At 68.4% G+C, this 12621-nt stretch carries 13 protein-coding genes; 8 read left to right on the top strand and 5 right to left on the bottom strand.

Going from position 1 to position 12621, the window contains the following annotated elements; all coding sequences use genetic code 11:
- Positions 1-35: 35 nt before the first annotated feature.
- Together QZM35_RS05575 and QZM35_RS05570 are read left to right on the top strand one after the other, a co-directional pair.
- Positions 36-836 carry a helix-turn-helix transcriptional regulator gene (locus tag QZM35_RS05575; RefSeq protein WP_301775547.1) on the top strand — a complete coding sequence of 267 codons (801 nt, stop codon included), beginning with the start codon at positions 36-38 and terminating at the stop codon, positions 834-836.
- A 138-nt stretch (positions 837-974) separates the two neighbouring features.
- Positions 975-1358: a hypothetical protein gene (locus QZM35_RS05570; protein WP_301775546.1), complete on the top strand. Its 384-nt coding sequence runs from the start codon at positions 975-977 to the stop codon at positions 1356-1358.
- A 67-nt stretch (positions 1359-1425) separates the two neighbouring features.
- Here the strand turns inward: QZM35_RS05570 and QZM35_RS05565 are convergent, their stop codons facing one another.
- From QZM35_RS05565 to QZM35_RS05555, 3 genes are read right to left on the bottom strand one after another with little or no spacing between them, the layout of a single operon-like run.
- Positions 1426-1737 (bottom strand): panthothenate synthetase, encoded by a 312-nt coding sequence (locus QZM35_RS05565; protein WP_301775545.1) that lies wholly within the window; start codon positions 1735-1737, stop codon positions 1426-1428.
- A gap of 36 nt (positions 1738-1773) precedes the next feature.
- Entirely contained in the window at positions 1774-1974 is a 201-nt protein-coding gene (locus QZM35_RS05560) for a hypothetical protein (protein WP_301775544.1), read from the bottom strand.
- Positions 1971-3398: a cytochrome P450 gene (locus QZM35_RS05555; RefSeq protein WP_301775543.1), complete on the bottom strand. Its 1428-nt coding sequence runs from the start codon at positions 3396-3398 to the stop codon at positions 1971-1973. The genes QZM35_RS05560 and QZM35_RS05555 overlap by 4 nt, the downstream gene beginning before the upstream one ends.
- An 87-nt stretch (positions 3399-3485) precedes the next feature.
- Between QZM35_RS05555 and QZM35_RS05550 the strand changes: the two genes are divergently transcribed.
- The 5 genes from QZM35_RS05550 (at position 3486) to QZM35_RS05530 (ending at position 8449) form a co-directional block, all read left to right on the top strand.
- Positions 3486-4421, top strand: a complete 936-nt coding sequence (locus QZM35_RS05550; protein WP_301775542.1) for a helix-turn-helix domain-containing protein — start codon at positions 3486-3488, stop codon at positions 4419-4421.
- 306 nt (positions 4422-4727) lie between these two features.
- Positions 4728-5612 carry a LysR substrate-binding domain-containing protein gene (locus tag QZM35_RS05545; protein WP_089427564.1) on the top strand — a complete coding sequence of 295 codons (885 nt, stop codon included), beginning with the start codon at positions 4728-4730 and terminating at the stop codon, positions 5610-5612.
- Between the two features lie 182 nt (positions 5613-5794).
- Entirely contained in the window at positions 5795-6727 is a 933-nt protein-coding gene (locus QZM35_RS05540; RefSeq protein ID WP_301775817.1) for an AEC family transporter, read from the top strand.
- Between the two features lie 125 nt (positions 6728-6852).
- Positions 6853-7788, top strand: coding sequence for a DMT family transporter (locus tag QZM35_RS05535; RefSeq protein ID WP_301775541.1), 936 nt, complete (start codon positions 6853-6855; stop codon positions 7786-7788).
- A gap of 286 nt (positions 7789-8074) precedes the next feature.
- Positions 8075-8449: a hypothetical protein gene (locus QZM35_RS05530; protein WP_089427567.1), complete on the top strand. Its 375-nt coding sequence runs from the start codon at positions 8075-8077 to the stop codon at positions 8447-8449.
- A 159-nt stretch (positions 8450-8608) separates the two neighbouring features.
- Here QZM35_RS05530 and QZM35_RS05525 read toward each other — a convergent pair whose 3' ends face one another.
- Complete coding sequence (locus tag QZM35_RS05525; RefSeq protein WP_089427568.1) at positions 8609-10126, bottom strand: CoA-acylating methylmalonate-semialdehyde dehydrogenase; 1518 nt, start codon at positions 10124-10126, stop codon at positions 8609-8611.
- A gap of 49 nt (positions 10127-10175) precedes the next feature.
- Positions 10176-11531 carry an aspartate aminotransferase family protein gene (locus tag QZM35_RS05520; protein WP_089427569.1) on the bottom strand — a complete coding sequence of 452 codons (1356 nt, stop codon included), beginning with the start codon at positions 11529-11531 and terminating at the stop codon, positions 10176-10178.
- 105 nt (positions 11532-11636) lie between these two features.
- Between QZM35_RS05520 and QZM35_RS05515 the strand changes: the two genes are divergently transcribed.
- Positions 11637-12587 (top strand): LysR family transcriptional regulator, encoded by a 951-nt coding sequence (locus QZM35_RS05515; protein ID WP_089427570.1) that lies wholly within the window; start codon positions 11637-11639, stop codon positions 12585-12587.
- Positions 12588-12621 lie beyond the last annotated feature (34 nt).

Raw genomic sequence — 12621 nt, 5'->3', positions numbered from 1 at the left:
ATTCCCCCTTCGTGTTACGCCCTTCCGGTGGTGGTATGGATCGTCTCTTTTCCGAAATCGCGATGCACCAGGCGCTCGGCCGCGCAATCGATCATCTCGGCCAGCCGCGCTTCTGGCGGTTCCTGGTGCTGCTGCTCAATGAAATGGTGCCGTTCGACAACGCGCTCGCGACCGCGATCGGCCGCGACGGCGTGCCGCTCGTGCTCGACGAATACGACACGGGCGGCACCGATGCCGCATCGCCCGTGCCGCTCTACCTGAACGGCGTGTATCTGCTCGACCCGTTCCTGCAGGCCGCGCACGACGGGCTAGCCGACGGCTGCTACCGGCTCGAGGAAGTCGCGCCCGACCTGTTCCGGCAGAGCGAATATTTCCTGAGCTACTTCCGCGACGCGGTCGGCGACGACGAGATCCAGATCCTCGTGCGGCCGAACGCCGACATGCTGCTGTCGCTGTCGCTCGGTGCGGGCACGCGGTTCGACGTCGAGCCGCTCGGCAAGCTGACGGCCGCGATGCCGTGGGTGCTCGCGTCGATCCGGCAGCACTGGCGGCTGGTGGGCGACGCGGCGCGCGCGACGCCCGATGCCGATCTCGGCGCGCGGGTCGAGCAGGCGCTTGCCCGCTTCGGCGCGGGCGTGCTGACCGATCGAGAGATGTCGATCGCGCGAATGGTGCTGCGCGGCAATTCGTCGAAGGCGATTGCCGAGCGGCTGGCGATATCCCCCGAAACGGTGAAGGTGCACCGGCGGCATTTGTACGCGAAGCTCGGGATTTCGTCGCAGCCCGAGCTGTTTTCGCGCTTCATCCAGGCGCTGGGGGAAGACGCGGCCGGATGACTGCATCGGTGCCGGCGGATGGCAACCGGCGTGGAATCGGGCACACTCCGTGAAGCGCCGCATGCCGGGGTCATCCGGTAACGCCGATGCGGATGCACCGTCGACAACAGGATTGCCCGACAACAGGAGCCCCGATTCATGTCGCTCATTCCGATCATCGGACTTGGCTGGCTGCTGCTGTGCGCGATCAGTGCCGTATCGATCGTGCTCATCCCGCCGGCGGTGCTGGTCGCTTGCCTGATGGGCAAGAACGTCTGGTCGATCCTGACCCGCGGCCGGCTGCAGTTCGCGTTCCTCGCCTACCTGGGCTCCGCGCCGGTGCCGGCCGTCTTCACGTTCCTGCTGGAAGCCGGCGCCTCGGCCGGGAGTCACGGCGGCGTGGCGTCCGACAGCCTGCGCCAATGGAACGGACAGTTCTTTTTCGTGTTCGTCGCGGCGGCGGCACTGAGCGGCCTGCTGTTGCTATTACGGCCGAAAGACACGCAAACAGCGAACGCCGAACCGTCGCAGCCTGCGCGATAGCCGGCGCGCCAAGCCGCCTGCACGGGTCTCGAGCAGGGGCATCGTCATGCGCTGATGTCCGCTATGTCTACGTCGACTTCCACTTCGCACCGATCTGCGCGAGCCCGGCGTTCTTGAGATCGTCCGGCAACATCACCACGCGGAACTCGCAGTCCGCGTTCAGCATCAGGAACCAAGGCTCCGCGAGCGCCGGGATCTGCGATGGATCATTCAGGTCGATGATCACGACCGCCCCGCGCCCGCCGTTCTGCTCCGTGAAATACACGGCCTCCGGCTTGACCGCTTCGAGTATTCGCCCGATCACGTCGCCGACGCTGCCGTCGCGCACCAGCGTGTTGAACGGCTCGTGAGGGATTCGTATGTTGAGAAGCATGCGCATGACCATCCTCCTTGGGCTGCGCCCGGCCTGGGCCCTTCAAGCATAGGTGCTGCGCGATGCCGCGCCAGTGGCGCCGAACGCAGCGGCCGGCACGCGTTTACGTTCCGACGATTCGATTTCGTTGCGTGTCGCGAACAGCAAGCGTTCGCGACACGCGAATCGGCCGAGCCTGCCGTCGCGTTCGATATCTGTCGTCGACTCAGCGGCCCGCTCGCCCGGCCGCGCCGTGCGCATCACGCGGAACGCCCATCCGCCGCCGGCGCGATCGCGAGATGCAGTGGCCGGTCCGGCCGCAGCGTCACGTTCAGCACCGGCCGCGGCGGCTTCATGCCGGGCGGCGCCGACAATGCGTAGCGCTGCAGGATCATCGCCGCGACGACCGTCATTTCCGTCATTGCCAGATGCTGCCCGAGACACACGCGCGGGCCTGTGCCGAACGGCATGTAGCTTCCGCGCGGCGCAGCCGGCGCGTCGTCGGCAAAACGCTCGGGGCGAAACACGTCGGGCGCGTCGAACCCTCTCGCATCGCGCTGCATGAGCTGCAGCGGCAGCATGAACAGCGTCCGCGCGGGAAACTGCCACGGCCCCAGCACGATCGGTCGCGACGCGCGGCGGCTGATCAGGATCGGCGCGGACGGATACAGGCGCAGCGTTTCCTCGAGCGTGTGCGTCAGGTAGCGTAACGACGCTCGCGTCTCGGCGGACGGTGCGCAACCGCCCAGCACGCGTGACACTTCATCGCGCGCGGCGGCCTGCGCCGCCGGATTCGTCGCCATGCACCACGCCCACCAGGTCAGTGCCCCGGCCGTCGTTTCGTGGCCCGCGAGGAACGCGGTCATGCATTCGTCGTGCACGGCCTGCAGCGGCCAGCGCCGCGCGTCGTCCCGATGCAGCCGCAACAAGCGCGACAGCAGATCGTCGGGCCACGCTCGCGCCGGCAGGTCGAGACGCGCATGCAGTTGCCGGTCGATCAGCCCGTTCAGCACGGCCATCGCCCGGGCCTTGCCGCGCTTCCACGGTACCCAGTCCGGCGTGCTCGCGGGCCAGTAGAAATCGGCGTTGGCCGCCGCGCTCACCGCTCGCACGGCTTCCTCGGCCGCACGTGCGTCGTCGCCGATCGCGTCGGAGAACATCGTGCGCATGATCACGTCCATCGCCAGCGACGTCAGCGCGCTTTCGATCGGCCAGTCCGGATCGCGCGCGGGCCACTGCGCAAGCGCATGTCCGGCCGTCGCCGCGATCGACGGCACGAACGTCTGCACCGCCTTCGGCATGAAATTCGGCTGCAACGCCTGCCGCTTGTCGCGCCACGCGTCGCCTTCGGCGATCAGCACGCTATGGCCGTGGACCTCCGCAAACACGCGGACGGCACGCTCCCAGCGCCCGAGCGCATCGTGATGCGTGACCAGCAGTTCGCGCACGAGCGCGGGATCGGTCACGACCACCGCATGCTCGGGCCACACGCGCACGTGCACGACGTCACCGTATGCGCGCTGCCAGCCGGCCAGCGTGCCGAGCAGGTCGCGCGACATCGCGCGCAGCAGCCCCCAACCCGTCAGGCCGGCACGCGGCCCCGGCGGCCATACGCCGGGCGGGTGAAGCACGGGCGCCGAAGCAGCGCCCGTATGGAATGGACATGAGGATGTGGATCGCGTGTTCATGGGCCGGATTGTCCGCACCGGCATGGCGGCGGTCTTGAACGCAAACGACATCGACACGCGTCGGGCCGCTCCCTATACTCCAGCGTCATGTTCCCCGCCCCGTCATCGATCCCGCTGTCGTGCCCCGATCCGCTGGCACGCGCCCCTCGCGCGCCGGGCGACGGGCGGGCGCCGCATGGACGGCTGTACCCGGCGCCGGCTGCCCTGCAGGGCGCGGTGGTCGCGATCGTGTTGCACGACACGCGCGGGGTCGCATTGAGCGACGCGCAGCGGCTCTCGCATTTTCCGGCCACGCCGCTCGTGTGCGTGTCGTGGTATCGGGATCTCGACGTGGGCTTCGTCGAACACACGGCCGACGGGCCCCGGTGGCGCCCCTTCGGTGCCGCCGTGACACTGTCGGGCAGCCATTCGGCCCCTACCGTGGCCTGGGCGCCGACGGGCGGACGGATCGGCATGATCTGCTTCACCGCCGATGCGGCACGGGCGCTGTTCGGCGTCGCGCTGGCGGACATCCACGATCGCGTGCTCGACGCCCATGCGTGCCTCGGCCACGACTGGCATCCGCTGCTCGACGCGCTGGCCGGCGCGGACCGCGATGCCGATGCGCTGGCGGCGATCGAACGTCATCTTGCACCGCGCTGGCAGGCGTTACGGCCCGCGACGCCGCTGTCGTCGCTACGCAATGCGGGACGCAGTTGGGTCGAGCGCCTCGCACTGCAGGCGCGCGAATGGCGGGATACCCATAGCCCGCGGCAGGTCGAGCGGCGGATCAAGACCTACAGCGGCCGATCGCTGCGCGAATGGCAAACGCTCGTCAGGACAGAAAGCGCGTTCTTCGCGGCGCGCGACCGGTACGAAGCCGGCGCCGCGTTCAATTGGGCCACGCTGGCGCTGGACGAAGGGTTCGCCGACCAAGCGCACCTGAGCCGCGAGGTCAAGCGCATCACGGGGTTCTCGCCGAGCGAATTCACGCAACGTTTCATCGAGGACGAATCGTTCTGGATGTATCGGCTGTGGGTGTAAGGCGCCGCGGACGACACATTGCGCCGGCGTGCAGCATCGCTCGACACGCCGGTACGGCACCACTCGCTTGTCCGGCTAAAGCATTCCAGAAATCAAACCGTCATTCCAGGGAATCCCCGAACGCTCGCGACTCATCGACGACTCGCAGCGCACGCCATGCACGCCGGTTGCCCGATTCGGGACGCGCGGGCATGATGTCGCGAACCCTGGCGGCGGCCCTGTGAACGGTTTCCCGCAACGCGCTGCAAATCGCGCCAGCCGGGATCCGCTTCGCACACGGCTGCTTCTGCCCACCTCCGCCCGCCCATGTCATTACGCGCATTCAGAACGCTGGTCGCCATCGCCCGACACCGCACATTCGCGCGCGCCGGCGAAGCCATCGGCCTCACGCAATCGGCGGTGAGCCTGCAGATCAAGACGCTCGAAAGCGAATACAACGTGCAGTTGTTCGATCGCTCGCGCCGGCAGCCGGTGCTCACCGAGGCCGGCAACATCCTGCTGGCGCAGGCCGAGCAGGTGCTCGCGCTGGTCGACCGGATTCCCGATGCGCTCAGCGACGAGAAGAAGCTGGTCGGCCGCCTGCGGATCGGCGCGATCCAGACCGCGCTGTCCGGCCCGCTGCCCGACGCGCTGCTCGCGCTGCGCGCGGCGCACCCACGGCTGCGCGTGCACGTGTCGGCCGGGATGTCGGCCGAACTCGCGAACCGCGTCGCGGCCGGCGAACTCGATGCGGCGATCACGACGCGCCCCGTGCGCCCGCATCCGGCGGAACTGACGTGGACCACGCTGTACGAGGATCGCTTCTGGCTGCTCGCGCCGCCCGACCAGGCGGAACGCGATGCGGTCACGCTGCTCGATTCGCTGCCGTTCATCCGCTTCGATGCGCAGGCATGGGCCGGCCGCATGATCGCCGCCGAGCTGCGCCGCATCGGCGTGCGCGTGCGCGAGGAGATGGTGCTGGACAGCGCGGAAACGATCGCGCGCATGGTCGCGAGAGGGCTCGGCGCGGCGATCGTCGCACTCCCCGATTCGACGCTCGCGCGGCTGCCGCCCGTCACGCGCTTGCCGTTCGGCCAGCCGCAAATGGGGCGCGCGGTCGTCCTGCTCGAACACCAGTCGCGTCCGGCCGAGCGTTTCGCACGTGCGCTGGCCGCCGAAGTCACCGCGTCATCGATGAGAATTTCTCATTGAACACCCGATAATTCACCATTATTCCTGTTGCTTGCGCGTGTTAACTTGGCGGCATCGTCACTCTTTCGATTGCGTGCCGCCATGTTGCCCGCCGGATGGATTCCCGCCTCGTTCCGCCGTTTTGCGTGCCAGCCACTCGCAGCGGCCCGCACCGCCTGCACGGCTCGCGTGAAGGCGTGTCGATGATCGGCCCGATCCTGCTCGCGCTGGCACCGGTTGCGCTGCTGGTCGCGTTCGGCCACGGCCTGCGGCGCACCGGCTTCATCGGCGACGCGTTCTGGCCGCAGGCCGAGCGGCTGTGCTACTACGTGCTGCTGCCCGCGCTGTTCGCGGACGGCCTCGCGAACGCACGGCTGCAATCACTGCCCGTTTTACCGCTCGCGGCCGCGGTGGTCGGTTCGACCGCACTCGCCGCGGCGCTTCTCCTGCTGGTCCGCCGGTTCGTGCGGGTCGACGGCGCCGGCTTCACGTCGGTATTCCAGGGCGCCGTGCGCTTCAACAACTATGTCGGCACCGCGCTCGCCGCCGGCCTGTTCGGCGCAAAAGGCATCGCGCTCGCGGCCGTATGCGTCGCGGCGATCGTCCCGACCGTCAACCTGATGTGCGTGCTGGTGTTCGCACGCTACGGCGACACGCGGCTCGGCGCGGCGGCACTCGTGCGCCAGATCCTGTCGAATCCGCTGGTCGTCGCGTGCGCGCTCGGGATCGCGATGCAGGCCGGCGGCGTCTCGTTCTCCGCGGCCGTCGCGCCGGCCGTGCGCGCGCTCGGCGTCGCGTCGATGCCGCTTGGCCTGCTGTGCGTGGGCGCGGCACTGCAATTCGATGCGGCGCGGGCGTGGCTGCAGCCGGTATGCGTCGCGTCGGCGTTCAAGTTCATGGCGATGCCGCTCATCACGCTCGCCGCCGGCCGCCTGCTCGGGCTCGGCGATGCGGCGCTGACCGTCGCGCTGCTGTTCCAGGCGCTGCCGACGTCGTCGGCGTCCTACATCATGGCGCGCCAGCTCGGCGGCGATGCGCCGCTGATGGCCGGCATCACCGCGTTCCAGACGGTCGCCGCGGCGCTCGCGATGCCGGTCGTGCTGAGCGCGCTCGCGTCGGCGCCCGGGTTTCGCTGACGACGCAGCGCCGCCCTCCTTCCCCCTGAATCCAGACTGCCAGCCGGCCATCGCGCGATTCCGCATCGTCGGCCGCGCGCGGTCGCTCACGCGTGGCCGCAGGCACCCACCGAGAAACCCTTCACATGAACGCGCCCGCCCCACCCGCCGCCCTCGTCGCCACCCGGCCGCACGCGGCCATCTACGTGAAGCTCACGCTCGTCGCGCTGTTCTGGGGCGGCACGTTCATCGCAGGTCGGATCCTGGCCGCGACGATGTCCGCGACCGCCGCGGCCACCGGCCGCTTCGCGATCGCCGCGCTGCTGCTGGTCGTGCTGACGTGGAAGATCGAAGGCGGGCTCCCGAAGCTGAGCGGCCGCCAGGTCGTGACGACCTTCGGGCTCGGCGCGACCGGCATCTTCCTGTACAACGTGTGCTTTTTCGCGGCGCTGGCGCGGATGCCGGCGGGCCGCACCGCGCTGTTCGTCGCGCTGAACCCGGTGGCCACCGCCGTGCTGCTGTCGATCGTCGTGCGCGGGGAGCGCCTGTCGCTGTCGCGCTGGGCTGGCATCGCCGTCGCGCTGTCCGGCGCGCTGGTCGTGATCAGCCGCGGCGACTTGCTGCGGGTGCTGACCGATCTCGGCAACACGTTCGGCTCGGGCGAACGCTTCATGCTGTGCGCGGTGCTGAGCTGGGCCGCCTATACGGTGATCGGCCGACGCGCGCTCGACGGGCTGTCGCCGCTCGCGGCCACGACGTATGCGGCGCTGTGGGGCCTCGCACTGCTGATCGGCGCGCATCTGTTCAGCGCGCCCGCCGGCAGCGGCACGCCGCTGACGTGGCAGGCCGTCGCGTCGATGCTCTACCTCGGCGCGATCGGCACGGTGGTCGCGTTCGTCTGGTATTCGCAGGGCATCCGCGAACTCGGGCCGGCCCGCGTGGCCGTGTTCACCAACCTGGTCCCCGTGTTCGGCGTGCTGCTGTCGGTCGCGTTGCTCGGCGAGCCGTTGTCGCCGTCGATGCTGGCCGGCGGTGCGCTCGTGATCGTGGGCGTCGCGTTGACCAATCGCGCGCGGCGCTGACGTATCGGCATGCGCCCGTCGCGCCTAAGGGGACGGATGTCAAATCCCGGCGCCGGAGCATGACGGCCGTTGTGTCACGCCCACGCGCGGCCGATACGCCCCCGATGTTCTCGCAGCCCCGCCAAAAACCGCCTATCGTGAATGGAGCGCCCCGTTCATCGCCACTCGACCCTGCGTCGCTCGCACCGGCGGTAACGGCACCGCGTTCCGGCACCATTCATCGCGATCCCGGCGCACGCTCGCCCGTGCGCTATCGCGGCCGCCCACCGGATTACAGGAGGCCCTCATGAAAGCCGCGCTGCTCGTCAGTTCCGCCCTGCTCGCCATTGCATCCGCTTCGGCGTCGGCCCAAGGCTCGATCACGAAAGTCGAAAACGGCGCGCTCGTCGCCGCAAACGGGATGACCGTCTACGCATTCGACCAGGACAAGCCCAACGCCGGCACCAGCGCCTGCACCGGCCAATGCGAATCCTTCTGGCCGCCCTACAAGGCCAGCGCGACCGATGTCCCGGTCGGCCCCTACACGATCATCAAGCGCGATGACGGCAGCCCGCAATGGGCGTACAAGGGCAAGCCGCTGTACTTCTTCTCGAAGGACATGAAACAGGGCGACCGCAACGGCGACAACTTCAAGAACATGTGGCACGTGGTGGCGCCATAACCGTCCTTCCGCCCCCTTCCGCGCGCGCCGCGCGGACGTAAAAAAACCCGCGCGGATCGTCGATCCGGGCGGGCCTTGTCGCGGTCACGCCGGCCGCATTGCGTTGCGTTGCCCGCCGTCAGGCAGGCGGACGGGCGACGCATGCAGCCGGGTGGCGCGTCAGCGGTTCGACGGGAAGCTGAACACGGTGCCTTCGCGCACGCCGGCCGACGGCCAGCGCTGCGTGATCGTCTTGCGCTTCGTGTAGAAGCGCACGGCGTCCGGGCCGTACGCGTGCAAATCGCCGAACAGCGAACGCTTCCAGCCGCCGAACGAGTGGTACGCGACCGGCACCGGCAGCGGCACGTTGATGCCGACCATGCCGATCTGGATGTTGTCACCGAAGTAGCGCGCGGCCTCACCGTCGCGCGTGAACAGGCACGTGCCGTTGCCGTACTCGTGCGCGTCGATCAGCGCCATCGCCTCGTCGAGCGACTTCAGGCGGATCACGCCGAGCACGGGCCCGAAGATCTCGTGCTGGTAGATCGGCATGCCGGGCTTCACGTTGTCGAACAGGCACGGGCCGAGGTAGTAACCGCCGTCGTGGCCGTCGACCTTCACGTTGCGGCCGTCGACGACGAGCGTCGCGCCCGCTGCCACACCGGCGTCGACGAAACCCGTCACCTTCTCGAAATGCTGCTGCGTGACGAGCGGACCCATGTCGACGCCCGCGCCGTTGCCCGGGCCGACCTTCATCTTCTCGATCTCGGCTTTCAGGCCCGCGACGACCTGGTCGCCCGTCTCGTCGCCGATCGCGACGACCAGCGGGATCGCCATGCAGCGCTCGCCGCACGAACCGTACGCGGCACCCATCAGCGCGTTCACCGCGTTGCCGATGTCGGCGTCCGGCATCACGACCGCGAAGTTCTTCGCGCCGCCGAGCGCCTGCACGCGCTTGCCGTGCGCGCAGCCGGTCGAATAGATGTACTCGGCGATCGGCGTCGAGCCGACGAAGCTCACCGCCTTCACGCGCGGGTCGGTCAGCAGCGTGTCGACCGCTTCCTTGTCGCCGTTCACGACGTTCAGCACGCCCGGCGGCAGGCCGGCCTCGAGCGCCAGCTCGGCCATGCGCAACGTCGACGACGGCGTACGCTCCGACGGCTTCAGCACGAACGTGTTGCCGCACGCGACGGCCATCGGCCACATCCACAACGGCACCATCACCGGGAAGTTGAACGGCGTGATGCCGGCCGCGACGCCGAGCGCCTGGAACTCGCTCCACGAATCGATCGCGGGGCCGACGTTCTTGCTGTGCTCGCCCTTCAGCAGTTCGGGCACGTAGGTCGCGTATTCGACGTTCTCGATCCCGCGCTGCAGCTCACCCATCGCATCGGCGAGCACCTTGCCGTGCTCGGCGGTGATCAGCGCGCACAGCTCGTCGGCGTGCTCCTCGAGCAGCGTCTTGAAGCGGCTCATCACGCGGGCGCGCTTCAGCGGCGGCGTATTGCGCCAGGCCGGGAATGCGGCCTGCGCGGATGCGATCGCGGCTTCGACGGTCAGCTTGTCGGCGAGCGCGACGCTCTTGTGCGATTCGCCGGTGGCCGGGTCGAACACCGGCTGGACGCGGCTGCCGCCGTCGACGCGCTTGCCGTCGATCAGGTGGCCGACGGTGGAGGTTACGTTGCTGTCGTGTTTCATCGTTGAGGCTCTTTCGTGAATTCGGTTATCGCTCAGGGCAAGCCGCGGCTCAGTCCACTTCGTTCAGTGCATCGGACAGCGCGTTGACCAGGTTGTCGATCTCGCGCTTCTCGGAGATGAACGGGGGCGCCAGCTGGATCGTGTCGCCGCCGTAGCGCACGTAGAAGCCCTTCGCCCAGCAGCGCATCGCGATCTCGTACGGGCGCCGTGCCGGCTCGCCGGGCAGCGCCGCGATCGTCAGGCCGGCTGCCAGCCCGTAGTTGCGGATGTCGGTGATGTGGCGCTGGCCCTTCAGCCCATGCACCGCCGCTTCGAAATGCGGCGCGAGATCGCGCACGCGGGCCACCGCGTCTTCCTTCACCAGCAGGTCGAGCGCCGCGACGCCGGCCGCGCATGCGACCGGGTGCGCCGAATACGTGTAGCCGTGCGGGAACTCGAGCATGTACTCGGGGCCGCCCGCGGCCATGAACGTGTCGTAGATTTCCTTCGTCGCGATCACGCCGCCGAGCGGCTGCACGCCGTTCGTGACCTGCTTCGCGAAGTTCATGATGTCCGGCACCACGCCGAACGCATCGGCGCCCGTCATCGCGCCGGCCCGGCCGAAGCCCGTGATGACTTCGTCGAAAATCAGCAGGATGTCGTGCGCGGTACAGATGTCGCGCAGGCGCTTCAGATAGCCCTTCGGCGGCACGACCACGCCCGCCGAACCGGAGAACGGCTCGACGATCACGGCCGCGATGTTCGATGCATCGTGCAGCGCGATCAGCTCGAGCAGGCGGTCGGCCAGCTCGGCACCGTGCTCGGGCATCCCGCGCGAGAACTTGTTCTCGGCGAGTTGCGTGTGCGGCAGGAAGTCGGCGTCGAGGCCCTGGCCGAACAGCTTGCGGTTCGGCCCGATCCCGCCGACCGAGATGCCGCCGAAGTTCACGCCGTGATAGCCCTTCTCGCGGCCGATCAGGCGCGTCTTCGTGCCCTTGCCCTTCGCGCGCCAGTAAGCGCGGGCCAGCTTCAGCGAGGTATCGGCCGCTTCCGAGCCCGAACCCGTGAAGAACACGTAGTCGAGGCCGGCCGGCGTCAGGTCCTTGATCTTGTTCGCCAACTCGAACGATTTCGGATGGCCGAACTGGAATGCCGGCGCGTAGTCGAGCTGCGCGACCTGGCGGCTCACGGCCTCGACGATTTCCGTGCGGCCGTGACCCAGGCCCGTGCACCAGAGCCCCGACAGGCCGTCGAAGATCTTGCGGCCTTCGGCGTCCGTGTAATACGCGCCCTTGCCCGACACGATCATGCGCGGATCGGCCTTGAACTGGCGGTTGGCAGTGAACGGCATCCAGTGCGCGTCGAGCCACGCGGCGTCGGTGCGGAGGTTGGTTTCGTCGTGCTGGGCGGTGGTGATGTCGGTCATATCGGTCGGCGCGGGGCGCCCCTCCTCCTTATGTTGATATTGCGCATTGTCGGGAGGCCAATTAGTCTTTTGAATATCGCAATATCAATGTTCACTTGCGCATCTATGCAAGCAAAGCAACCGAAGAGTCGCGCGCTGCTCGGGCAGCTCAGCGACATGGATCTCCGCCTGCTGCGGGTCTTCAAGGGCGTCGTGCAGTGCGGCGGGATGGCCGCGGCCGAACTGGAACTGAATATCGGCATCTCGACCATCAGCCGGCACGTGAAGGATCTGGAAACGCGCCTCGGCCTCGTGCTGTGCCGGCGCGGCCGCGCGGGCTTCACGCTGACGCCCGAGGGCCAGACGGTGTACGAGGAGACGTTGCGGCTGCTCGCGTCGATGGAAGCATTTCGCAGCAGGATCGACGGCATTCACGACCGGATGGGCGGCGAACTGCACATCGCGGTATTCGACAAGACGGCCACCAACGCGAACGCACGGCTCGGCGACGCGATCCGCCAGTTCGCCGACGAAGCGCCCGACGTCGCACTGAACCTGCATGTCGCGTCGATCAACGAGGTCGAGCGCGGGATCATCGACGGCAGCTATCAGGTCGGGATCATTCCCGCACACCGCAACTCGGGCAGCCTCGTGTATTCGGAGCTGTTCGACGAACGGATGCTGCTCTATTGCGGCCGGCAGCATCCGCTCTACGATGCGCCGCACGGCAAGCTCACGTGGACGACGATCCGCAACCATGCGTTCGCGGGCCTCGGCTTCCATTCGCCGAACATGGAGCTGAGCCATCGCGCGAAGCTCACGCGCAGCGCGACCGCGTCGGACCAGGAGTCGATCGCGACGCTGATCCTGTCCGGCCGCTATCTCGGCTTCCTGCCCGACCATTACGCGGAAAGCTTCGAAAACAAGGGGCTGATGCAGCCGATCGCGCCGCACCGGTTCAATTACCTGTGCCGGTTCGTGAGCCTGCTACGGCGCTCGCCGCGGCCGTCGCGGGCTGCGTTGCTGTTTCAGTCGTGCCTGGAAGCCGCGCATGCTGCGGCGCGGCCGGTCGCTTAACGGCCGTCGTGGCTGAATGGCTGAATGGCTGAAT

The sequence above is a fragment of the Burkholderia sp. AU45274 genome, from assembly GCF_030482505.1.
Classification (GTDB): domain Bacteria; phylum Pseudomonadota; class Gammaproteobacteria; order Burkholderiales; family Burkholderiaceae; genus Burkholderia.
The sequence above is the reverse complement of the archived record's forward strand: the minus strand, read 5'-3'. Positions and strand labels throughout refer to the sequence as shown.

What these genes read in the sequence shown, in the direction of transcription:
- QZM35_RS05575 (WP_301775547.1), top strand. Translation starts at nt 36, where the DNA reads ATGGATCGTCTCTTTTCCGAAATCGCGATGCACCAGGCGCTCGGCCGC.
- QZM35_RS05570 (WP_301775546.1), top strand. Translation starts at nt 975, where the DNA reads ATGTCGCTCATTCCGATCATCGGACTTGGCTGGCTGCTGCTGTGCGCG.
- QZM35_RS05565 (WP_301775545.1), bottom strand. Translation starts at nt 1,737, where the DNA reads ATGCGCATGCTTCTCAACATACGAATCCCTCACGAGCCGTTCAACACG.
- QZM35_RS05555 (WP_301775543.1), bottom strand. Translation starts at nt 3,398, where the DNA reads ATGAACACGCGATCCACATCCTCATGTCCATTCCATACGGGCGCTGCT.
- QZM35_RS05550 (WP_301775542.1), top strand. Translation starts at nt 3,486, where the DNA reads ATGTTCCCCGCCCCGTCATCGATCCCGCTGTCGTGCCCCGATCCGCTG.
- QZM35_RS05545 (WP_089427564.1), top strand. Translation starts at nt 4,728, where the DNA reads ATGTCATTACGCGCATTCAGAACGCTGGTCGCCATCGCCCGACACCGC.
- QZM35_RS05540 (WP_301775817.1), top strand. Translation starts at nt 5,795, where the DNA reads ATGATCGGCCCGATCCTGCTCGCGCTGGCACCGGTTGCGCTGCTGGTC.
- QZM35_RS05535 (WP_301775541.1), top strand. Translation starts at nt 6,853, where the DNA reads ATGAACGCGCCCGCCCCACCCGCCGCCCTCGTCGCCACCCGGCCGCAC.
- QZM35_RS05530 (WP_089427567.1), top strand. Translation starts at nt 8,075, where the DNA reads ATGAAAGCCGCGCTGCTCGTCAGTTCCGCCCTGCTCGCCATTGCATCC.
- QZM35_RS05525 (WP_089427568.1), bottom strand. Translation starts at nt 10,126, where the DNA reads ATGAAACACGACAGCAACGTAACCTCCACCGTCGGCCACCTGATCGAC.
- QZM35_RS05520 (WP_089427569.1), bottom strand. Translation starts at nt 11,531, where the DNA reads ATGACCGACATCACCACCGCCCAGCACGACGAAACCAACCTCCGCACC.
- QZM35_RS05515 (WP_089427570.1), top strand. Translation starts at nt 11,637, where the DNA reads ATGCAAGCAAAGCAACCGAAGAGTCGCGCGCTGCTCGGGCAGCTCAGC.